This is a genomic window from Paraburkholderia sp. SECH4 (genome assembly GCF_030511745.1).
Taxonomy (GTDB): Bacteria; Pseudomonadota; Gammaproteobacteria; order Burkholderiales; family Burkholderiaceae; genus Paraburkholderia; species Paraburkholderia madseniana.
In genome coordinates this window covers 150,078-172,537 of sequence record NZ_JALOCP010000013.1, presented here as the reverse complement: position 1 = coordinate 172,537, position 22,460 = coordinate 150,078, and the positions used below count along the sequence as shown (strand labels likewise).

19 protein-coding genes and 1 tRNA gene are annotated in these 22,460 nt (G+C 60.6%); 5 read left to right on the top strand and 15 right to left on the bottom strand.

Going from position 1 to position 22,460, the window contains the following annotated elements; all coding sequences use genetic code 11:
* Positions 1-44: 44 nt before the first annotated feature.
* The 8 genes from M0D67_RS19550 to M0D67_RS19515 all read right to left on the bottom strand — a co-directional run bounded on the left by M0D67_RS19550 (position 45) and on the right by M0D67_RS19515 (position 7,648).
* Positions 45-404 carry an NADH-quinone oxidoreductase subunit A gene (locus M0D67_RS19550; protein ID WP_007175615.1) on the bottom strand — a complete coding sequence of 120 codons (360 nt, stop codon included), beginning with the start codon at positions 402-404 and terminating at the stop codon, positions 45-47.
* A gap of 161 nt (positions 405-565) precedes the next feature.
* Positions 566-650 (bottom strand) — tRNA-Leu (locus M0D67_RS19545).
* Between the two features lie 113 nt (positions 651-763).
* Entirely contained in the window at positions 764-1,141 is a 378-nt protein-coding gene (gene secG, locus M0D67_RS19540; protein WP_054034962.1) for a preprotein translocase subunit SecG, read from the bottom strand.
* 82 nt (positions 1,142-1,223) lie between these two features.
* Positions 1,224-2,003 carry a triose-phosphate isomerase gene (gene tpiA, locus M0D67_RS19535; protein WP_154567533.1) on the bottom strand — a complete coding sequence of 260 codons (780 nt, stop codon included), beginning with the start codon at positions 2,001-2,003 and terminating at the stop codon, positions 1,224-1,226.
* A 126-nt stretch (positions 2,004-2,129) separates the two neighbouring features.
* A complete protein-coding gene (locus tag M0D67_RS19530) occupies positions 2,130-3,146 on the bottom strand; it encodes an NAD(P)H-quinone oxidoreductase (RefSeq protein WP_154567532.1) in 1,017 nt (338 codons plus the stop codon).
* Positions 3,147-3,386: 240 nt separating this feature from the next.
* A complete protein-coding gene (gene pnp, locus M0D67_RS19525) occupies positions 3,387-5,534 on the bottom strand; it encodes a polyribonucleotide nucleotidyltransferase (RefSeq protein WP_171925034.1) in 2,148 nt (715 codons plus the stop codon).
* A gap of 338 nt (positions 5,535-5,872) precedes the next feature.
* Positions 5,873-6,145 (bottom strand): 30S ribosomal protein S15, encoded by a 273-nt coding sequence (rpsO, locus tag M0D67_RS19520; protein ID WP_011487489.1) that lies wholly within the window; start codon positions 6,143-6,145, stop codon positions 5,873-5,875.
* 183 nt (positions 6,146-6,328) lie between these two features.
* A complete protein-coding gene (locus M0D67_RS19515; RefSeq protein ID WP_266239414.1) occupies positions 6,329-7,648 on the bottom strand; it encodes a branched-chain amino acid ABC transporter substrate-binding protein in 1,320 nt (439 codons plus the stop codon).
* Positions 7,649-7,835: 187 nt separating this feature from the next.
* Here M0D67_RS19515 and M0D67_RS19510 point away from each other — a divergent pair, with 187 nt between their 5' ends.
* The 3 genes from M0D67_RS19510 to M0D67_RS19500 all read left to right on the top strand — a co-directional run bounded on the left by M0D67_RS19510 (position 7,836) and on the right by M0D67_RS19500 (position 10,980).
* Positions 7,836-8,399, top strand: a complete 564-nt coding sequence (locus tag M0D67_RS19510; RefSeq protein WP_154567531.1) for a hypothetical protein — start codon at positions 7,836-7,838, stop codon at positions 8,397-8,399.
* Positions 8,400-8,629: 230 nt separating this feature from the next.
* A complete protein-coding gene (locus tag M0D67_RS19505) occupies positions 8,630-9,265 on the top strand; it encodes a carbonic anhydrase (RefSeq protein WP_154567700.1) in 636 nt (211 codons plus the stop codon).
* A gap of 134 nt (positions 9,266-9,399) precedes the next feature.
* Positions 9,400-10,980 (top strand): SulP family inorganic anion transporter, encoded by a 1,581-nt coding sequence (locus M0D67_RS19500; RefSeq protein WP_154567701.1) that lies wholly within the window; start codon positions 9,400-9,402, stop codon positions 10,978-10,980.
* A gap of 122 nt (positions 10,981-11,102) precedes the next feature.
* Here the strand turns inward: M0D67_RS19500 and M0D67_RS19495 are convergent, their stop codons facing one another.
* From M0D67_RS19495 to M0D67_RS19465, 7 genes are all read right to left on the bottom strand, one after another.
* Positions 11,103-12,650, bottom strand: a complete 1,548-nt coding sequence (locus M0D67_RS19495; RefSeq protein ID WP_154567703.1) for a 2-isopropylmalate synthase — start codon at positions 12,648-12,650, stop codon at positions 11,103-11,105.
* A 367-nt stretch (positions 12,651-13,017) separates the two neighbouring features.
* On the bottom strand, positions 13,018-13,887 hold the full coding sequence (gene pssA, locus M0D67_RS19490; protein WP_154567705.1) for a CDP-diacylglycerol--serine O-phosphatidyltransferase: 870 nt from the start codon (positions 13,885-13,887) through the stop codon (positions 13,018-13,020).
* Between the two features lie 24 nt (positions 13,888-13,911).
* Positions 13,912-14,550 (bottom strand): phosphatidylserine decarboxylase, encoded by a 639-nt coding sequence (locus tag M0D67_RS19485; RefSeq protein ID WP_054034968.1) that lies wholly within the window; start codon positions 14,548-14,550, stop codon positions 13,912-13,914.
* Between the two features lie 117 nt (positions 14,551-14,667).
* Complete coding sequence (gene ltrA / locus M0D67_RS19480; RefSeq protein WP_171925029.1) at positions 14,668-16,368, bottom strand: group II intron reverse transcriptase/maturase; 1,701 nt, start codon at positions 16,366-16,368, stop codon at positions 14,668-14,670.
* 1,171 nt (positions 16,369-17,539) lie between these two features.
* Complete coding sequence (gene ilvC, locus M0D67_RS19475) at positions 17,540-18,556, bottom strand: ketol-acid reductoisomerase (RefSeq protein WP_063495284.1); 1,017 nt, start codon at positions 18,554-18,556, stop codon at positions 17,540-17,542.
* Between the two features lie 175 nt (positions 18,557-18,731).
* A complete protein-coding gene (gene ilvN, locus M0D67_RS19470; RefSeq protein WP_011487482.1) occupies positions 18,732-19,223 on the bottom strand; it encodes an acetolactate synthase small subunit in 492 nt (163 codons plus the stop codon).
* Between the two features lie 112 nt (positions 19,224-19,335).
* Entirely contained in the window at positions 19,336-21,099 is a 1,764-nt protein-coding gene (locus tag M0D67_RS19465) for an acetolactate synthase 3 catalytic subunit (protein ID WP_154562275.1), read from the bottom strand.
* 364 nt (positions 21,100-21,463) lie between these two features.
* Here M0D67_RS19465 and M0D67_RS19460 point away from each other — a divergent pair, with 364 nt between their 5' ends.
* Both M0D67_RS19460 and M0D67_RS19455 read left to right on the top strand, forming a co-directional pair.
* Positions 21,464-22,027 (top strand): RNA polymerase sigma factor, encoded by a 564-nt coding sequence (locus M0D67_RS19460; protein WP_054034971.1) that lies wholly within the window; start codon positions 21,464-21,466, stop codon positions 22,025-22,027.
* Positions 22,024-22,452, top strand: coding sequence for a DUF3619 family protein (locus M0D67_RS19455; protein WP_171925028.1), 429 nt, complete (start codon positions 22,024-22,026; stop codon positions 22,450-22,452). The genes M0D67_RS19460 and M0D67_RS19455 overlap by 4 nt, the downstream gene beginning before the upstream one ends.
* Positions 22,453-22,460: the final 8 nt, after the last annotated feature.

Sequence of the window (22,460 nt, the reverse complement as noted above, 5' to 3'; positions counted from 1 at the left end):
GGGCGGCAAGCCTTGGCCACCCACGCAAACCGGCGATTAATCCATCATTCCCAGTCGAGGCCGCCCTTCTTCCAGATATAGGCAAAGCCCAACAGGAATTCGAGCAGGAAAATCATCATCGCCATGAAGCCAGGCCAGCCGATGTCGCGCAGGGCTACACCCCACGGGAACAGGAACGCGGTTTCAAGGTCGAAAATGATGAAGAGAATGGCGACGAGGTAGTAGCGCACATCGAACTTCATGCGCGCATCTTCGAATGCTTCGAAGCCGCACTCGTATGGTGCGTTTTTCTCGGTATCGGGCTTGTTGGGACCGAGGATCTTGCCAATGCTGACCAGTGCTACGCCTAAACCGGTGCCCACAATGAGGAACAACAAGACGGGGAAATAGGCTGCGAGGTTCAAGACTATCCTCTATCGGTTGGTTCTGAATGCCGCCAAGAGCATAGCACTCCTGACGCGAAATCACTTCGGCAACGCACATGCCGCAAGCCCAACGCAAGCCGCGCGTCAGAAGTGAAAATGCCAGCCGAAGCGAAGCAAGCGGCTGGCATTTAGATAACATTTGGTGCCGACGGCGAGACTCGAACTCGCACAGCTTTCGCCACTACCCCCTCAAGATAGCGTGTCTACCAATTTCACCACGTCGGCACTAACTGCAATCCGGGAAAACAACTTATAAAACCCGCGAATCGCTTCAAGACTTAGATTGTAACTGGTCTAAACAGTTTGTTCAACGCACAAAAGCACTTTGAACGAAAAATTTATTTCGGCACATCCGTGGCCGGGACGGACGCGGCCGACGCCGGCAATACTGCCGAGCCGCCAGCCGGCGCGGCTGCAGCGGAAGCCGCGACCGGTGCGGTCACAGCCGCGCCCAGCAAGCCTGCGGACGGTTTCGCACGATACGCGCCGAGGTACGTAAGCGTCAATGTCGTGACAAAAAACACGGCTGCGAGGACGGCCGTGGTACGCGACAAAAAGTTTGCCGAACCGGTCGCGCCGAACAGGCTGCCCGATGCGCCGCTACCAAAAGCAGCGCCCATATCGGCGCCTTTGCCGTGTTGCAGCAAGACAAGGCCAATGACCCCGAGTGCCGACAACAGCTGAACGACGATAATCAATGTTTTCAAATACAGCATCACACTCACCTGAGTCTTTATTTAACCGCACCACACAAAGTGTGCCGCGCGGGATTGGGTCATCCTCGCCAAGGCGCCCTGCTTAACCGGCGACGCTCGTCGCCGCCGCCGCTTTGCAGATCGCCAGGAAATCCTGGTCTTTCAACGACGCACCGCCGATCAGGCCACCGTCGATATCCGGCTCGCGGAACAATTCTTCCGCGTTCTCCGGCTTCACACTGCCGCCGTACAACACCGGCACATCCGCCACCGCCGCGCCCTTTGCCGCCAGACGCGAACGCAGGAAAGCATGCACTGCCTGCGCCTGATCCGACGTAGCGCTCTTGCCGGTGCCGATCGCCCAGACCGGCTCGTACGCGACGACGATGCGTGCCGCATCCTCCACCGACAGCTTCGCCAGCACTTCGTCCAGTTGCGCGCCGACCACCTGCTCCGTGGAACCAGCCTCACGCTCTTCAAGCGTTTCGCCGACACACACGATCGGGGTCAAACCCGCTTCCAGTGCACGCTGCGTCTTCACCGCAACCAACTCTGCGCTTTCGCGATGGTAAGCACGGCGCTCCGAGTGCCCGACGATCGCAAGCGTGGCGCCGAAATCCACCGCCATCTGCGCCGCCACTTCGCCGGTATAGGCGCCATGCGTGAACGCGGAGACGTCCTGCACGCCCCACTCGACCTTGCTGCCTTCCAGCAACGATTGAGTCTGCGCGAGATAAGGGCACGGCACACAGACACCGACGCGCACATCAGCCGGCAATTCTCCCGCGCCTTGCGCCACGGCCTGTAACAGCGTTGCGTTCTCGGCGAGGCGCCCGTGCATCTTCCAGTTACCGACTACCAGCTTGGCTCGTTGTTTCGACATCGTCTCGTCGTCTCGTGTATTGGCGGCGGACTCGGTTTGCGCTTACAGCCCGCCTTTCGGATTCATGCGGCGTGCGCAAAACGCGCAATTTTACTGCGTGGGGTGGATCGGGTCAAACCGGCCGTGTCAAGCGTCCTGACCCCAAGTCAGCACGATCTTGCCGACGTGCGTGCTGCTTTCCATCAGCGCGTGCGCTTCGGCGGCTTGCGCCGCCGGAAACACACGGTGCACCACCGGCTTGATGCGACCATCTTCGAGGTGCGGCCACACGCGCTCTTTCAACTGCGCGGCGATCTTCGCCTTGAACTCGATTGGCCGCGGGCGCAACGTCGAACCCGTCACCGTCAGACGGCGGCGCAGCACTTCGTTCAGATTCAGCTCGGCCTTCGCGCCGCCCAGCAAGGCGATCAGCACGATGCGGCCGCCGTCGGCCAGCGCGGTGAGCTCGCGCGGCACATAACTGCCCGCCACCATGTCGAGGACGACGTCGACACCACGATCGTTCGTCAGCGACTTGATGACTTCAACGAAATCCTCAGTCTTGTAGTTGATCGCCCGTTCGGCGCCGAGCGCTTCGCAGGCGCGGCACTTTTCGTCCGACCCGGCCGTGGCGAACACGCGAAAACCCAGCGCATGCGCAATCTGGATCGCCGTCACGCCAATGCCGCTCGAGCCGCCCTGCACCAGCAGCGTCTCGTTCGGCGCGCCCTCGCCTTTGCCGAGCTGCGCACGATCGAACACATTGCTCCACACCGTGAAGAACGTTTCCGGCAGCGAAGCCGCCTCGACATCCGACAAGCCAGCGGGCACCGGCAAGCACTGCAACAGCGGTGCGGTCGCATATTCCGCATAGCCACCGCCCGCAAGCAATGCGCACACGCGATCGCCGATTTTCAGACCGAACGGATTATTCTTTTCGTCGATGGTGCCGCCGACGATCTCACCCGCCACTTCCAGCCCCGGCAGGTCCGACGCACCCGGCGGCGGCGCATAGCCACCCTTGCGCTGGAACACGTCCGGACGGTTGATGCCTGATGCCGCCACCTTGATCAGCACCTCGCCCGCTTTCGGCTGCGGCGTGGGCCGCTCCGCCAGCTTGAGGACTTCCGGCGCGCCAAATTCGGTGATTTCGATCGCTTTCATCTGCGTCAACTCCAAGATTGGATTGCGTTGCCTACTGACACGAACTGGCGAAAATCGCCTGAACCGCGACGAAGCGCTTCATGCAAACAGAGTACCCGCTTATGTCGGTTTGCACCTGCCGGCATCTGCGTGTGCCTGCTTGAGCCTGCCTGTGCCTGCTTGCAACGCAATCCACCCTGCACCCTTCATGAAAAACGGCCGGCGCGCATTCGCGCTGCCGGCCGTCGCCCTGCTACCGCATTACTGCGGCGTCGGTTCGCCTTGCGGCGCGCCGTTTGCGGCGTCGTTCAGCAACGCCTTGGCCGACAAACGCACGCGGCCCTTTTCGTCCGTCTGGATGACCTTGACCTTCACTTGCTGGCCATCCTTCAGGTAGTCGTTGATGTCCTTGATACGCTCGTTGGCGATTTCGGAGATGTGCAGCAGACCGTCCTTGCCCGGCAGGATGTTCACGATCGCGCCGAAGTCCAACAGCTTGAGCACAGTGCCTTCGTAGACCTGACCCACTTCGACTTCCAGCGTGATGTTCTCGATACGCTTCTTCGCCTCGGCCATCCCTTCGCTGCTGGTGCTGGCGATGGTGACGACGCCGTCGTCCGAAATATCGATCGTCGTGCCGGTTTCTTCGGTCAGCGCGCGGATCACCGAACCACCCTTGCCGATCACGTCGCGGATCTTTTCCGGATTGATCTTGATGGTGATCATGCGCGGTGCGTAGTCCGACAGCACCGTGTTCGCGCCCGACACAGCCGAAGTCATCTTGCCGAGGATGTGCATACGGCCTTCCTTCGCTTGCGCGAGGGCGACCTGCATGATCTCCTTGGTGATGCCCTGGATCTTGATGTCCATCTGCAGTGCTGTCACACCTTGCTCGGTACCTGCCACCTTGAAGTCCATGTCGCCGAGGTGATCTTCGTCGCCGAGGATGTCGGTCAGCACGGCAAACTTGTTGCCTTCCAGGATCAGGCCCATCGCGATGCCGGCGACGTGCGCCTTCATCGGCACGCCGGCGTCCATCAGTGCGAGGCAGCCGCCGCACACCGAAGCCATCGACGACGAACCGTTCGATTCGGTGATTTCCGACACGACGCGAATCGAGTAGCCGAATTCGTCGGCGCTCGGCAAGCACGCAGCCAGCGCGCGCTTGGCCAGACGGCCGTGACCGATTTCACGGCGCTTCGGCGAACCGACGCGACCCGTTTCGCCGGTCGCGAACGGAGGCATGTTGTAGTGGAGCATGAAGCGTTCGCGGTACTCGCCTTCGAGCGCGTCGATGTTCTGCTCGTCGCCCTTGGTGCCCAGCGTTGCGACCACCATGGCCTGCGTTTCGCCACGCGTGAACAAGGCTGAGCCGTGCGTACGCGGCAGCACGCCGGTGCGGATTTCGATCGGGCGCACAGTGCGCGTGTCGCGGCCGTCGATACGCGGCTCGCCGTTCAGGATCTGCGTACGGACGATCTTCGCTTCGATGTCGAACAGCACGTTGCCGACGCTAGCCTTGTCTGCTGCAACCGTGCCGGCTGCCGCTGCTTCTTCTTCCAGCTTGGCCGACGTCGCTGCGTAGACTTCCTTCAGCTTGGTCGAACGGGCTTGCTTGTCGCGGATCTGATAAGCGGCGAGCAGATCGGCTTGCGCCAGTTCCGACACGCGTGCGATCAGCGGCTCATTCTTGGCAGCCGGCTTCCAATCCCATTCCGGCTTGCCACCTTCGCGAACCAGCTCGTGGATCACGTCGATCGCGACCTGCATTTGTTCGTGGCCGAACACCACTGCGCCGAGCATCACTTCTTCGGTCAGTTGTTGTGCTTCCGATTCCACCATCAGCACCGCGCGTTCCGTACCGGCGACGATCAGGTCGAGTGCCGATTCCTTCATCTGCGGACGCGTCGGGTTCAACACGTATTCGTTGTTGATGTAGGCCACGCGTGCTGCGCCGACCGGGCCGTTGAACGGCAGACCGGAAATGGCGAGCGCCGCCGACGCGCCGATCAGCGCGGGGATGTCAGCGGGGATTTCGGGGTTCAGCGACAGGACGTGGATCACGACCTGGACTTCGTTGTAGAAGCCTTCCGGGAACAGCGGACGCAGCGGACGGTCGATCAGGCGCGAGATCAGCGTTTCGCCTTCCGACGGGCGGCCTTCACGGCGGAAGAAACCGCCGGGGATCTTGCCTGCGGCGTAGGTCTTTTCGAGGTAATCGACGGTCAGCGGGAAGAAGTCCTGGCCCGGCTTGGCGGTCTTGGCGCCGACCACAGTAGCCAGCACAACGGTGTCTTCGACGTCGACGATCACCGCACCGCTCGCCTGACGAGCGATTTCGCCCGTTTCGAGGCGAACCTTATGTTGGCCCCACTGAAATTCTTTGACGATCTTATTGAACATAGTCATTGCTTTTCCTCTTCGTTATGCCGCGCGGACCAGAAGCGGCGCGGCAACGCCAGGACCGGCGCCACAGGGGAAGAGTAGTGTTATGCCATTCCAGAGAACCACGCCCTACGCTATGTACGTGCGCGAACCGCTGGAATGACACAAAGCTCTGCCCTGAAGCCCGGCCGCATTTCTGCTTTTTTGCTGCTTTTTTACTGCCGTTTTCCTGCTAGCCGCCGCATGAATCGTCACGCCACCGCGACCGGCAGGCAGTGCGCATCACATGAAGCGCACCGTGCAAAAACAAAATGCCTGTATCAGTGGAACTGACACAGGCATCTTGCTGAACGACTGGCCGATTACTTACGCAGACCCAGCTTCTCGATCAGTGCGCGGTAACGATCCGCGTCCTTACCCTTCAGGTAGTCGAGCAGCTTACGACGGCGGCTCACCATGCGCAGCAGACCGCGGCGGCTGTGGTGATCCTTCGTGTGTGCCTTGAAGTGAACGGTCAGTTCGTTGATGCGGGTCGTGAGCAGCGCGACCTGAACTTCGGGGGAGCCGGTGTCGTTAGCTGCGCGTGCGAATTGCGCAACGACTTCGGACTTCTTGCTTGTTTCAACTGCGGACATGTCGATTTCCTTGAGAACTAGACAGGCGGTCACGGAAGAAAGGCCGTGCCGTGGTTACCCGTGTACGCATACTTTTAGCCATGCCTCACAACGGGACGCGTATTGTAGCACAGCCCAATCCGGCCGCGAACCCTGCTGTGTCGGGCGAGATCGTGGCCGGTCCGGGTTTGCTCAGGGGCCGTTCTACGGCCGTTTCATCCTGCACACGGTCGGCGGCACCGTGCGCTCGGGCGGCAAAGCCAGCACCGTGCGGAAACCATAGCCTGAACCTTCGTTGTCGAACTTGACGCCCGGCGTGCCGGCCTTGTCCATTTCCATCACATAAAGGGGCTGGATCAACTGATGGTCGTCGGCGCGCATCCACGATGCGTGGAAGCCGTTGTCGGACTTGATGCCCTCCAACGCCCGGGCGACGGCCGTCGGGTCGGCACTGCCGGCGCGGTTCATCGCCACGGCGAGGGTTTCGACCATCAGCGGCATGCGCAGCACCGGGTAGTCATCCTGGGCAGCCGGGAAACGGGCGCGAAACGCCGCGTACCACGCGTCGGAGGCCGCGCCGCCGGCGTTCGGGTGCCAGTCGGCCACCGCGATCACGTGTTTGACGCCGGCGTCGCCCAACGCGGCAGGCGCCCCGAGGCTGTTGCCGTAGAAGGTGTAAAACCGGGTGTCCAGGCCCTGCTCCCGCGCCGCCTTGACCAGAAGCGTCAAGTCGTTGCCCCAGTTGCCGGTGATCACCGCGTCCGCGCCGCTCGCGCGGATCTTCGCGATGTAAGGCGCGAAGTCCTTCACGCGGCCGATCGGATGAAATTCGTCGCCGACAACCGCAATATCCGGGCGCTTTGCCGCCAACGTCGAACGCGCGAGGCTGCTTACGTCGTGGCCAAAGCTGTAGTCCTGGTTCAGCAGATAGACCTTCTTCACCGCTTTGTCGCGCTGGATCACATCAGCCAGCGCGTCCATGCGCATGCCCGCGTGCGCATCGAAGCGGAAGTGCCAGAAACTGCAACTGGCGTTGGTCAGGGCGGGATCGTCGGCGGAATAATTGAGGAACAGTTCGCGGTTGCCCGGCTCGCGGCTGTTCTGTTTGTCGATCGCGCCGATCAGCGCCGCCGCGACTGCCGAGCTGTTGCCCTGCATGATGTAGCCGATGTGACGGTCGGCGGCCGCGCGCAGTTGCACGAGCGCCTCCTCTGCGCTGCCCTTGCTGTCGAGGACGACCAGTTCGAGCGGATGCGCACCGTCGGCGAGCTGCACGCCGCCTTGCGCATTCACCTGTTCGACGCCGAAGCGCAGATTGCGCTCCACCGCCGCACCCGCATTGGCGAATGGGCCGGACATGCCTTCGATCAGCGCCAACTGGATCGGCGTTCCCGTCGGCTTATTGACCGGCTTGCTTGCCGGACCCGACACCGTTTCTCCCGCGGCGAGCACCGCCGCGGCCATCGAAATCGCTGCCAGCCCCACGACTGCCGCTGCTGCCGCCCGTTGCCAATTCGCCATCATCATTGCCCCGCTGGATTCGTCGAAGCGCGGATCATAGGGCGTTCCAGACGGAATAAGCAAGCCGGCGAAGCCGTTATCGTAATTACAGCGAGAGCTTGTATGGAGCGCAAATCTTTTGCCGCCGCCCGTGTCAAAATAATGTGTCTCGATGATAAAAACCGCTACACAAATGCCATCGGAGGAATTCATGTTCAACCGCCACCCATCCACGGCGGCCTCGATCGAAGCGCCGCCCGCAGCACGCCTGCGCCGCGCCGCACTCGCCTGCCTGAGCGCGCTCGCGCTTACGGTTACGCTCGCCGGCTGCGTGCAGCCGTGGCAGCAGTATCAACAAGGCGCGGACGAATCGACCATCGTCGCCCGCCTTGGCGCGCCGCGTGAAAGCTACGATCTGCCCAACGGCGGCAAGCGGCTGATGTGGCCGACCCAGCCGATGGGCGAAACCACCACCGCCGCCGACATCGACGCATCCGGCAAGATCGTCACCGTGCGTCAGGTGCTTCAGCCCAACGAGTTCTACCGGGCGGAAATCGGCAAGTGGACGAAGAGCGACGTGCTGGTGAACTTCGGACGCCCAGTCGAAACGTCGTACTTCCCGTTGATGAAGCGCGAGGTCTGGACGTATCGCTATCTGGAAGACAACGTCTGGTACATGATGTACAGCTTCTATTTCGACGACCAGGGCATCGTGCGGCTCACGCAAAAAACACCTGATCCCTTGCACGACCCGGATCGCCGCAGCCTGTTCTGAGCGTTCGCTCGAACCCATTACGCATGGATCTGCCAAGCCGCCTCTTCAGGCGGCTTTTTTTTATTTATTGCGCATGCCCACGAATTTTATTTCGCGCACAGCAGATTTATTTTTTGATAGAAAGGTTTTCGTAAGCATTGATTCGATGCCGATTACACCCGCTGTGCCGTCCGGGCACAGCCGTGATGTCGGCGAGGAGTCTGTGCGCCCTACTTACGGAGCCACTATCGATGAACCGTCCGAAACGCCTGCTGGTCGCCAACGTCGCATGGGCGCATGAAACCGCCGCGCGCAACCCCGAATTTTTCCGTGATCTGGTGCGGGGCCAGAATCCGCACGTGCTGTGGGTCGGCTGCTCGGACAGCCGTGTGCCCGCGGAAACCATCACACATTGCGAGCCCGGCGATCTGTTCGTTCACCGCAACATCGCCAATCTTTTTCATCCCGACGACGACAACTCCGCGAGCGTCCTCGAATACGCGGTGCGTGTGCTGAAGGTGGGACACGTGATCGTCTGCGGCCACTATGGCTGCGGCGGTGTGCGTGCCGCCCTGCTGCCGCCGGAGCCGACGTTGCCACATGTGAATCGGCGGATCGCGCCTCTATGTGCGTTGGCAAAGGCGCATGGCGACGAACTGCAGGGCCACGCAAGCGAGCGTGAGCGTATCGACCGGCTCGCGGAGTTGAACGTGCTCGAACAGGTGCGCCAGTTACGAGCGAGTCCGATCGTGTGGGACGCCGACCCGGCACCGCTCGTTCACGGCTGGATCTTTGCGCTCGAGGACGGGCGCATCAAGGTTCTCACGTCCGGCTACGAAGCCGATGACGCGATGACTTGCACAACAGCCGCCCATAGCGCTGCCTAGTGCGCAGCTCTTATCAAACCGGCCTCAGCATGGCCNNCCTTTGCCTTTGCCTTTGCCTTTGCCTTTGCCTTTGCCTTTGCCTTTGCCTTTGCCTTTGCCGCACGCAAGGCTCCAACCATTACTGCACCGACCCCATGAACCTACGAGCTTTCTTTTCCACGTTTCAGCGCGATCTGTTGGCAGGCACGGTCGTTTTTCTGGTGGCGCTGCCACTATGTCTGGGCATCGCCAACGCGTCGGGCGTCGAGCCATTTGCCGGGCTTGTATCGGGCATCGTCGGCGGCCTGGTGGTGGCCGTGCTGAGCGGTTCGCGGCTGAGCGTCAGCGGGCCGGCGGCGGGCCTCGTCGTGATCGTCGTCGACGGAATCGCGCAACTCGGCAGTTTTTCCGCGTTCCTGCTGGCCGTGTTGCTGTCCGGCGCGATTCAATTCGGCTTCGGCATGCTGAAGGCCGGCAGATTTGCGGCCTATGTGCCATCGCCTGTGATCAAGGGCATGCTTGCGGCGATCGGTGTGCTGCTGATCGTCAAGCAGTTTCCGCTTGCGCTTGGGCTATTCGGCGCGAATGCGTCGGCCGGTTCGCACGCTGCCGCCCGGATGGCCGGCAGCGTAACGACGCCGTTCGGCTCGATATCGCTCGCGGCCTGCGTACTCACCTTGCTCTCGCTGGCGATTCTGGTGGGATGGGAAACGCGCGCGTTACGCCGCTTTGTGCTGGTGCGCCTCATCCCCGCGCCGCTCGCGGTGGTGCTGCTGGGCATCGGCGCGACGCTGCTGCTCAGTCTGTTCGCTCCGTCGTTCGCGCCGCCCGCTGAGCATCGCGTCGCGCTGCCGTCGCTCGAATCGTTCGCCGCGTTGCAAGTCGCTCTCCAATGGGTCGACTTCGGGCCGCACTTCGCGCAACTGGTCAATCCTGATGTCTGGCGCGTCGCCATCACCCTGGCGATCGTCGCGAGTCTCGAAACGCTGCTGAGCCTCGAAGCGGTCGAGCAGATCGATCCCGCCCGACGTGCCGCGCCGCCGGATCGCGAATTGAAGGCACAGGGCGTGGGTAATCTGATCGCCGGTGCGATCGGCGGCCTGCCGATCACTTCGGTCATTGTGCGCAGCTCCGCCAATGTGCATGCGGGCGCACAAAGCCGGCTGTCCGCAATTATTCATGGCGTGTTGCTGCTGGTAAGCGTGTTCGCGCTCACCAGCGTCATCAACCTGATTCCGCTTGCGTGCCTTGCGGCGATTCTTATCTTCACTGGCGTGAAGCTCGCCAAGCCGTCGTTGTTCGTCGCCGTCGCCAAGCAGGGTTTCGCACCGTTTGCGCCGTTCATCGTCACGCTGGTCGGCGTGCTCGCCACCGATCTGCTGATCGGCATCGTGCTCGGCATTCTGTGCAGCGTGCTGCTCGCGCTGTATGCGAACCTGCGCAGCCCGATCGTGCTCGCGCAGCACGGCGATCACTATCTGCTGTCCTTTCGCAAGGACGTGTCGTTTCTCGGCAAGGTGCCGCTCAAGCACTATCTGCAGCAGATTCCCGACGGCGCGACCTTGATCGTCGACGCAACGCGTGCCGATTTCGTCGATCACGATGTGCGCGAACTGCTGGACGCGTTCGTCGCCGATGCGCCGCGTCGCGAGATCGCAGTCGAAGTGCGGCATCAGGTCCAGGCGCAGGCACGCGCTGCGCGCGGATGGTCGATGCGGCGCGCGGCTGCGGAGTAGTTTCAGCGCGCGATACGCACGAGGAGGAGACACAACGAAAGCAAGAAGCCCCGTGCTTTTCAGGGCACAGGGCTTCTTGACAATCCGGTTCAGCGCGCACGCAATCAGCGCGCCTGCTTCTACTAGTCCGAACGTTGCGGATTCAACTTATCGAAGTTCGAATACAGCTTGTTGAGCGCCGAGATATACGCCTTCGCAGAAGCCGCGACGATATCCGGATCGGTGCCCACGCCGTTGACGATACGCCCGCTCTTCGACAGCCGCACGGTCACTTCGCCCTGCGCCTGCGTGCCGGTGGTGATGGCGTTCACCGAGTACAGCAGCAATTCCGAACCGCTCCCCACTTCCGTTTCGATCGCATTGAGCGTGGCATCCACCGGACCGTTGCCGCGTGCTTCTCCGGTCACTTCCTTGCCTTCGACCGAGAACACGATCTTCGCGTGCGGCTGCTCGCCGGTTTCCGAATGCTGCGACAGCGACAGGAACTTGTAGTGCTCCCTCTCCTGCGCTTCCGCCGATTCCTCGGTGACGATCGCGATGATGTCTTCGTCGAAGATTTCCGACTTGCGGTCGGCCAATTCCTTGAAGCGTGCGAACGCGGTGTTCAGTTCGCCCTCGCTATCGAGCGCGATACCCAATTCCTGCAGACGCTGCTTGAATGCATTGCGGCCCGACAACTTGCCAAGCACGATCTTGTTGGCGCTCCAGCCCACATCTTCGGCACGCATGATTTCGTACGTGTCGCGCGCTTTCAGCACGCCGTCCTGGTGAATGCCGGATGCGTGCGCAAATGCGTTCGCGCCGACCACCGCCTTGTTCGGCTGCACGACGAAACCGGTGATCTGCGACACCAGCTTCGAAGCCGGCACGATTTGGGTCGTATCGAGACCGACTTCAAGGCCGAAGTAATCCTTGCGGGTCTTCACCGCCATCACGATTTCTTCGAGCGACGTATTACCCGCGCGCTCGCCGAGACCGTTGATCGTGCACTCGACCTGACGCGCGCCGCCGATCTGCACACCGGCCAGCGAGTTCGCCACCGCCATGCCGAGGTCGTTATGGCAATGCACCGAGAACACCGCCTTATGCGAGTTCGGAATACGCTCGCGCAGCGTCTTCACGAGCTGACCGTACAACTCCGGCACGCCATAGCCGACCGTATCCGCGATGTTGATCGTGGTCGCGCCTTCGGCGATGACCGCTTCCAGCACGCGGCACAGGAAATCCATGTCCGAACGGCTGCCGTCTTCAGGCGAGAACTCGACGTCGTCCGTGAACTTGCGGGCGAAACGCACCGCCAGCTTTGCCTGCTCGAACACCTGATCCGGCGTCATGCGGAGCTTCTTTTCCATGTGCAGCGGCGACGTTGCGATGAACGTGTGAATGCGGAAATGATCGGCCGGCTTGAGTGCGTCAGCAGCGCGTTGAATGTCTTTGTCGTTCGCACGGGCCAGCGAGCAGATCGTGCTGTCCTTGATCAGGCCCGCGATCGTGTGGATCGAATCGAAGTCGCCATTCGAACTGGCCGCGAAGCCCGCTTCGATCACGTCCACCTTCATCCGTTCGAGCTGCTTCGCGATACGGATTTTTTCTTCTTTAGTCATCGACGCGCCGGGCGATTGCTCGCCGTCACGCAACGTGGTGTCGAATATGATCAGTTTGTCGGCCATGTCGGGTCTCCTGAGGAGTCGTTCAATTGTGGGGATCGGATATTGGAATTCGGGCGTTTTGCGCCACCGTTGGCGACGCTATAAACCGCAGACGAGGCAGACGGAGGGCAGAAAACGATAAGCGATCAGCGCGCTAGACGCGCCAGCACTAGCGCACCTGCGGCGCACCAGCTTGTTGAGGCTCGTGCTGCAGCTCAAATTGGAACCTGAACGCATTTATCCAACGACTATAGCGGCATTCCCGTCGCCGTGCAATTGGCGTCGGACCTGCCTGCCGCGCGCCGCCGGACGGGCGCGGCAACGAAAAACGGCAGCCTGCGAAGGCTGCCGTTTTCTCATGTCACGTTCGTGCAACGAAGGTGCGCCGTTACCTGTCCCCCGCTATGGACCGTGCCGGATTCGCCCTGCCCCGCATCGCCTGGTAGCCCCAGAACACATAACCCGACAGGCCGTACAGCACGAACAGGCCGAACAGCATCAGCGGCGGATCGGACGACACCAGCACGAACGCCACCACCACCAGCAGAATCACGCCGAACGGCACGCGGTGCCGCACGTCGAGCGCCTTGCCGCTGTAGAACGGCGCGTTCGACACCATCGTCACACCGGCGTAGATAGTCAGCACGAAAGCGACCCACGGCAGCCATACCAGCTTGAGCGGCACGCGGTTATCGGTGGCGAGCCACACGAAACCGGCGATCAGCGCGGCAGCAGCCGGACTGGGCATACCCTGGAAGAAGCGCTTGTCGACCACGCCGATGTTCGTGTTGAAGCGCGCGAGACGCAACGCCGCACCCGAACAGTAGACGAACGCCGCGAGCCAGCCCCAGCGGCCGAGATCCTTCAGAATCCACTCGTACATCACGAGCGCCGGCGCCACACCGAACGAAACCATGTCCGAGAGGCTGTCGAACTGTTCGCCGAACGCGCTTTGCGTATGCGTCATGCGGGCGACCCGGCCGTCCATGCCGTCCAGCACCATCGCCACGAAGATCGCGATTGCCGCGATTTCGAAGCGCACGTTCATCGCCTGCACCACGGCGAAGAAGCCGCAAAAGAGCGCGGCGGTGGTGAACGCGTTCGGCAGCAGGTAAATGCCGCGCTTCCTCAGGAACTGCTGACGCTGAGCGCGCCGGCTCTCGACTGCTCCGGTCTCCGCCACGATCGGCTTGTTACGGCGGAACGGACGCGGGAGCTGCCCGCTGTTGCGGGGTCGACGCGGTTTGAATGCGGCCATTCGGAAAACCTCCTTGGTGCCGCTTTATAGTTCAGCGAGGATCGTGGACGACGCGGAAACCTTCTCACCGATCGACACACGCGGACGGCTGCCAACCGGCAGGTACACGTCGACGCGCGAGCCAAAGCGGATAAATCCATAACGCTGGCCACGCGTGAGCGGCTCACCCGAGCGTACGTAGCAAAGAATGCGCCGCGCAATCAGACCGGCGATCTGCACCGACGTCACCGTCTGGCCGCCGGCCATTTCGATCACCACCGCATTGCGCTCGTTTTCGAGCGAAGCCTTATCCACAGCGGCGTTCAGATACGCGCCCGGGAAATATTCGACCTTGGAGATCGCACCGTCCACCGGCGAGCGCTGCGAATGGACATTGAAAACGTTCATGAACACGCTGATCTTCAGCGCTTCACGGTTGGCATACGGATCATGCGCTGTCTCGACTGCGACGATACGGCCGTCGGCCGGGCACAGTACGGCGTTCGCCTGAGTCGGAATCGGGCGCGCAGGATCGCGGAAAAACTGCACGACGAAGATCAGGATCAGCCAGAACAGCCATGCAAAGCCGAATCCCGCGAAGGCATGAACCAGTAATGCAACGACGGCCGCGATGGCGATGAACGGCCAGCCTTCTCGCGCGATGATCGGATGAGGGTAATTCATGGATGGCTTCTGTATTTTTGGAGGGTAGCCCCCCTTCCTCGCGGAAGAAGGGCCCCCTAAGAACCGTACGTGCGAGTTTCCCCGCATACGGCTCAAATCTACAAACAAAGCCCGGTCTTAGGACCGGGCCGGCTTAGTTACCGCAATTTTACCTGCGTGCACCTGCTGATGGCAGTGCGGGTGAAGCAGAACCCTGTTCGAGAGAGCGTCCGTGCCACCATGCATCCGATACTCCAGATGATGGTCATGCCAGCCGGTCTCCTTTGTCAGGGCACAGCCACAATGCGAGCAAAGCCCGTCTTGCGACATATACAGCGAAACCCATTGCTTCCGATAACGCATTGAGTGTTCCATGCGCGCCTGTCGCAACTGTTCGCCGTACTGCTCCCACTCAGGATCAAAGGGATTGAATGCTCCTTTGACCTTTCTGTGTCGCTTAATTTCCGTACCGCTGATCTGGTACAGGCTAAGCAACCCCTTACCACCGTCGTCACGAGCTACAGGAACAGCGAACACCCAGTGTCGATTGCCCTCCGAGTGAAAGTATTTCTTCTTCACCCATTCGGCGCTCTTGTTCAGGTGCCGCCTCTTCGACCACCGCCAAAGCCTTCGGAAAATCAAAGACTCCATGCGGCTGTATGCCTCTTTGGCGACCACAGGACTGTGATACTGCGCCCAGCCCCGTAGCATCGGGTTCAGCAGTCGAATCAGATTCTCCTGCTTTACCGTCTTATGACCGCTGATCGTATCCGCCACCTTGCGATAGAACGTTTTCACGTTCTTCTTGCTCGGCTTGATGAGTAGCGTCCCCGAGTACTTACGGAAATTCCACCCCAGGAAATCGAAGCCTTGGTCAATGTGTGTGATCCGCGTTTTCTCCTCGGACAGTTGCAGACCTCGAACGGCAAGGAATGTTTCCACCCAAGGTCGAACTTCCTGCTCCAGCAACTCTTGCGAGTCACCGGTGATCACGAAGTCGTCCGCGTACCGCACCACATTGACTTTAAGTTTGTTGGCTTTTGCGATCCCAAACTTCGCACTAAGGTGCGCTAGCAGTTCTCGCTCCAGCCCGTTCAGCGTCACATTCGCCAGCGTCGGAGAAATGATCCCTCCTTGCGGCGTACCGGCCTCTGTCGCCTGAAGCTGCCCCTTATAAATCAGGCCAGCTTTCAGCCATTTCCGGAGGATTTCCTTGTCCATCAGGACATGGGTCTCCAACCAGTTATGGCTAATATGGTCGAAGCATCCCTTGATATCCGCCTCCAGCACCCAACGGGCTGAGCCCTTCTGGGACATGGCGACGAATATCTGTGACATGGCGTCAGCCGTCGAGCGGTTTAACCTGAACCCATAAGAGTTCGGGTCGCTCGTCGATTCCGACACCGGCTCCAAGGCCAGCAGATACAAGGCTTGCATCGCCCTGTCCCGCATGGTCGGAATGCCCAGAGGGCGCTCCTTTCCATTGGCCTTGGGGATAAAGACTCTCCGTAAAGGCAGAGGCTTATATCCACGCCGCTTCAACCTGCCGACAGCAAGCCATCGGCTCTCAGGCGAGTCCCAAAGTTCGCGATCGACTCCAGCCGTTCGCGCACCCTGATTCTGCGTAACACGTCGTACCGCATACAGCTTTGCGGACAACGTGCGGGTCAACATCCGTTGCAGGGCTCTCCCCCTGCGCCAGTTGCCTTCCCGCGTCGCCTTCGCAATTCGAATCTGCATCCCTCTCACGTTCCGTTCAACCCGCCGCCAATCTACGGCGTACCAGTTGTCCGGCGCGTGGGAAAGCGCAGATCCGTCCTTTCGGACAGATACTCTCATGCTGCTCTCCTACTCGAAGAAGTGAATCCCGAGCGAAGAACAGATCGCCCCTTGCGGGAGCGATCTGCTCCCGCAAGGGGGTTAAAAACATATGCTGACGGTCCAGAAGCCCGACAGCAATCATCTTCCAGCTAAGGGTTAGTCAGCCATCTTGCGACGGTAGACCAGACGGAAGTCTGCCCGCTTTCGCGTGGGGTAATGTTCCAACCCCTATCCGACCCATTACAGACCGGCTTTCGCTTTCTCCGTCATCCCATACCTGCACAATCAACAGCGTCCCTCACGGTTCGCCTGCCAGTCAAACTACGACCGGCAACCATACAGGCTTACCACGTTCCCGGCGTGTCACACGACTGACTTAGGTTCTGCCTATTCCCCGGCGGTCCGATGACGACGTAACCCGAATTTACAGCGGGTTATCCGACCGCACACCTGTTTGGTTGATGCCTGTCAGCAGCTTTGGCACCGTCCTACTTACGAGGTTTATCAGCAGTTCACTTGCATTAACCATATCAGCCAGCCTAGCCCCTCAACCCCGTTGCTGCTGGGAGTCTCCGGATGGTCATCTCGCAACCACCATCCGCCCGAACTTCCGGGGGGTACATTGTTAGAAGAGCTTCACACCCCACCATTGCCAGTGACGCATGTCTTCCTAGGCTACTGCTGGTCGTACAGCAGGTTCACTACCCTCGCCAATGCAGCCAGCGAGGCCGAACAATGACACACCGAGCTTTTCGCTCGTATCGTTTAGCGACTCCGTTGCCCTGAGGCGCAGGAATTGCAAACATCACCCCGCCCTGTCGGCGGAGATGAAGCCGCTGACTGGGCGGGACCTGACGGTAATCAGGTCAATGCAATACGGTTGACGGCGGAATGCACCGTGTCCCGTGTTCACTACTAAGGTGTGCCCCTAAGGACACATCTACTGCTTAAAGTGCGGCTCACAAGGGAGCCGCCTGCGGAGGGCATGGTGAGTCCAGTCGAGACCTTCCTCAATAACCCTCTAGTCGATGCCCCGTAACGTGGGGCTGACGGACACGAGCGTGCGTGTCGCACGTAAAACCGTAGGATAGCAAAAGCCGCCCAGGGTTCAGCACCCTTGGACGGCTTTTTGCATTACCGGCTGCTGCGACGAGGCGCCGCGCCGGTCAGATGCGATAAAACTGACTTCTTAGTTCTTCGACTGGTCGACCAGCTTGTTCGCGGCGATCCACGGCATCATCGAACGCAGCTTGGCACCAACCGTTTCGATCTGGTGCTCGGCCGTCAGACGGCGGCGCGATTGCAGCGTCGGTGCGCCGGCCTTGTTTTCGATGATGAAGCTCTTTGCGTACTCGCCGGTCTGAATGTCCGTCAGCACTGCCTTCATCGCCTTCTTCGTTTCAGCGGTCACGATACGCGGACCCGTCACGTACTCGCCGTATTCGGCGTTGTTCGAGATCGAGTAGTTCATGTTCGCGATGCCGCCTTCGTAGATCAGGTCGACGATCAGCTTCAGTTCGTGCAGGCACTCGAAGTACGCCATTTCCGGCGCGTAGCCCGCTTCCACCAGCGTTTCGAAGCCGGCCTTGATCAGGTCGACCGTACCGCCGCACAGCACGGCTTGTTCGCCGAACAGGTCGGTTTCCGTTTCTTCACGGAAGTTCGTTTCGATGATACCGGCACGGCCGCCGCCGTTCGCTGCTGCGTACGACAGGGCGATGTCACGCGCTGCGCCCGACTTGTCTTGCGCAACGGCGATCAGGTGGGGCACGCCGCCACCTTGCGAGTACGTACCGCGAACCGTGTGGCCCGGCGCCTTCGGCGCGATCATGATCACGTCGAGGTCCGCGCGCGGGATCACTTGACCGTAGTGCACGTTGAAACCGTGTGCGAAGGCGAGCGCTGCGCCTTGCTTGATATTGGCGTGCACTTCCTTTGCGTAGACTTCGGCGATCTGCTCGTCCGGCAGCAGCATCATGACGACGTCCGCGCCCTTGACGGCTTCCGCCACTTCCTTGACTTGCAGGCCGGCGTTCTCAGCCTTGCTCCACGATGCGCCGCCCTTGCGCAGACCGACCGTGACCTTCACGCCGCTTTCGCTCAGGTTCAGTGCGTGAGCATGGCCTTGCGAGCCATAGCCGATGATGGTGACTTGCTTGCCCTTGATGAGGGAGAGGTCGGCGTCCTTGTCGTAGAAAACTTTCATGTCGGTTCCTTGGCTAAATTCGGTGAAATCAGTGAAATACAAATACTGCGAATGGTGTGTTTTGTGTTGCTGGCCGGACAGGTGCAGATTCAGACACTAGCACTGCCCGGCTTCGATCGAGACGGTTGATAACGCAACTTCGAACGCAACTTCGAACCGTAACTCAGCGCGCGCGTCAAACCTTCAGAATGCGCTCGCCGCGGCCGATACCCGAACTGCCCGTACGGACGGTTTCGAGAATCGCAGTCGCGTCGATCCCTTCGATGAAGGCATCGAGCTTGTCGCTCGCGCCCGTCAGTTCGATCGTGTAGGTCTTTTCTGTGACGTCGATGATCCGGCCGCGGAAAATATCCGACATCCGTTTCATCTCCTCACGTTCCTTGCCGACCGCCCTCACCTTGATCAACATCAGCTCACGCTCGATGTGGGCGCCCTCGGTAAGGTCGACCACTTTCACCACCTCGATCAGGCGGTTCAGATGCTTCGTGATCTGTTCGATCACGTCGTCCGAGCCAATGGAGACGATGGTCATGCGCGACAGCGAACGGTCTTCGGTCGGAGCCACCGTCAAGGTTTCAATGTTGTAGCCGCGTGCCGAGAACAGCCCCACCACGCGTGATAACGCGCCCGGTTCGTTTTCCAGCAGGACAGAAATAATGTGTCTCATGTTTCGCTTCTTCCAGATGTTTTGTCGATGTATGCGAGCGGTTTCGCGCCGCTTCGTCCGCCTTCGCCCTTTGTGGAGGCGCGCATGACGAAGCCGACGCTAAAAACCGTCGTTATAGATCTTCCGAACCCATGAGCATCTCAGTGATGCCCTTGCCGGCCTGGACCATCGGCCAGACGTTTTCGGTCGGATCGGTCTGGAAATCGAGAAACACCGTGCGATCTTTCAGACGCAGCGCTTCCTTCAGCGCCGGTTCGACATCGGCCGTGCGTTCGATACGCATGCCGACGTGGCCGTACGCTTCGGCGAGCTTCACGAAATCCGGCAGCGCATCCATGTACGAATGCGAATAGCGCTTGCTGTATTCGATCTGCTGCCACTGGCGCACCATGCCCAGATAGCGGTTGTTCAGCGAAATGATCTTGATGGGCGTCTCGTACTGCTTGCAGGTCGAGAGTTCCTGGATACACATCTGGATCGAGCCTTCGCCCGTGATACAGAGCACGTCGTCGTCCGGGTGCGCCATCTTCACGCCCATCGCCGCCGGCAGGCCGAAGCCCATCGTGCCGAGGCCACCGGAATTGATCCAGCGGCGCGGCTTGTTGAAGCGATAGAACTGCGCGGCCCACATCTGGTGCTGGCCGACGTCGGAACACACGAAGGCATTGCCGTCGGTCAGTTCCCACGCCTTTTCCACCACGTACTGCGGCTTGATGATGTCGCTCTTGCGGTCGAACTTCAGGCAGTCTTTGGCGCGCCAGGCTTCGATGTCCTTCCACCAGTCGGCGAGCGCCGCGGTGTCCGGGCCATGCTCGGCCGTTTGCAACTGCTCGATCAGCTCCTTCAGCACTTCCTTCACGTCGCCGACGATCGGAATGTCGACCTTGACGCGCTTGGAGATGGAAGAAGGATCGATGTCGATATGGATGATCTTGCGCGGGCGCGATGCGAAGTGCGCCGGATCGCCGATCACACGGTCGTCGAAGCGTGCGCCGATCGCGATCAGCACGTCGCAGTGCTGCATCGCCATGTTGGCTTCGTACGTGCCGTGCATGCCGAGCATGCCGAGGAATTTCTTGTCGCTCGCGCGGTAGCCGCCCAGACCCATCAACGTATTGGTTACGGGATAGCCGAGCAGATCGGCGAACTGGTTCAGCTCACGCGATGCATCCGCGAGGATGATGCCGCCGCCGGTGTAGATATACGGACGCCTGGCCGACAGCAACAAGGCCACAGCCTTGCGAATCTGGCCGGAGTGACCTTTCGTGACCGGGTTGTACGAGCGCAGCGAAACGGTCTTGAGCGGTTCGTACTGGCACGGCATCTTCGACACGTCTTTCGGAATGTCGATCAGCACCGGGCCGGGACGGCCGGTACGGGCGATATAGAAAGCTTTCTTGACGGTAGCGGCGAGGTCGCGCACGTCCTTCACGAGGAAGTTGTGCTTCACGCAGGGACGCGTGATGCCGACCGTATCGCACTCCTGGAACGCATCCTGACCGATCGCAGCAGTCGGCACCTGGCCGCTGATGATCACCATCGGGATCGAATCCATGTAGGCCGTGGCGATGCCGGTCACCGCATTGGTGACGCCGGGGCCGGAGGTCACGAGGCACACACCCACTTTGCCGGTGGAACGCGCATAGGCGTCGGCGGCGTGGACTGCGGCTTGTTCGTGGCGCACGAGGATGTGCTGGAATTTGTCCTGCTTGTACAGCTCGTCGTAAATGTAGAGTACCGAGCCGCCGGGATAGCCCCACACAAACTCGACGTCTTCGTCGGCCAAAGCGCGCATGAGCACGGTGGCGCCGATAGAGTCAGCTTCAGGATGGGGGGTCGTATCCGACGTGGAGAATTCCGCGCTGGGCATATTCATTTATTCACCTTTCGAATTTTCGGCAAAAAATTGATCGGGTGCTCTCTGCCGGGCTTGTGGCTCGGGTTCAAGCGGCGCGTCCAGTTGACAGGTGAGCTTCTTGGGCCACACCTCAATTGAGACAAGTCACTTATGTTGCGAACCAGCGAAGATATCTGCAGATGTTCGCGCGGTCAAGCAAATATTGCCCTGGCGGCCTGCCCCTGAATCTTAATAATGGTCAAAAACGACCGAAAAGCCCGCTATTGAGGTACAAGGTAGGACGGGTTTCGCCCCAGCGGGGCGAAAGTTTGTTAGCATCCGCGAGTTTTACGACATTTTTCGACCGATTACGCGCACGCACGCTGCGCCGACCCCCAAACGGATGGCATCAGACAAGGAACTCGCCGATTTTCTGGCGGGCGTCGAAAGGCGCGCATTCAAGCAGACGGTCTACGCCGTGCGGGACGACGACGCCTCGCTCGATATCGTGCAGGACGCGATGATCAAGCTCGCCGAAAAATACGGCGACCGTCCGGCCGCCGAACTTCCGCTCCTGTTTCAGCGTATTCTCCAGAATGCGATGCACGACTATTTCCGTCGTGCCAAAGTGCGCAATACTTGGGTTAGTCTGTTCTCCTCGCTCGGCAACGCCGACGACGACGAATTCGACCCACTCGAAACATTCGAGGCGCAGCAAGGTTCAGCGGGCTCAGAAAGCAACGAACAGAAACTCGAACGCGAACAGGTCTTACAGTTAATCGACGACGAGATCCAAAAGTTACCGGCACGTCAACGGGAGGCGTTTCTCATGCGTTATTGGGAAGATATGGATGTCGCCGAGACTGCCGCCGCGATGGGCTGCTCCGAAGGCAGTGTGAAAACACACTGCTCGCGGGCCACCCACACGCTGGCGCAAGCGCTCAAGGCTAAAGGAATCACGCTATGAGCTCCCTAGAAACCAAAGAACTCGAGTTCGCCCGCCAGGTGCGCCGCGCGCTCGACGAAACCGCCGCCAGTATCCCGTCCGCCACCGTCGACCGGCTCGCCGTGGCGCGCCGTGCCGCGCTCGCTCGCAAGAAGCCCGAGACCGTGAGCGCGCCGGTGTTCGTACCCGCCTTCGCCGGCGCCGGCATGCCCTCAGGTATGCCGCAGGTCGAGATGCCACAGCGCCGCCGCTCGCCGCTGCGCCGCTTTGCGCTCGCCTGGCCGCTCGTCGCGCTGGTCGTCAGCCTCGTGGGCATCGCCTACTGGGAAGACCAGCAACGCACCGCCGAACTCGCCGATATCGATGCAGCCATGCTTAGCGACGACTTGCCGCTCAATGCCTATCTCGATCACGGTTTCAACGCGTACCTATCACGCGCCCACTGAGCGGGAGA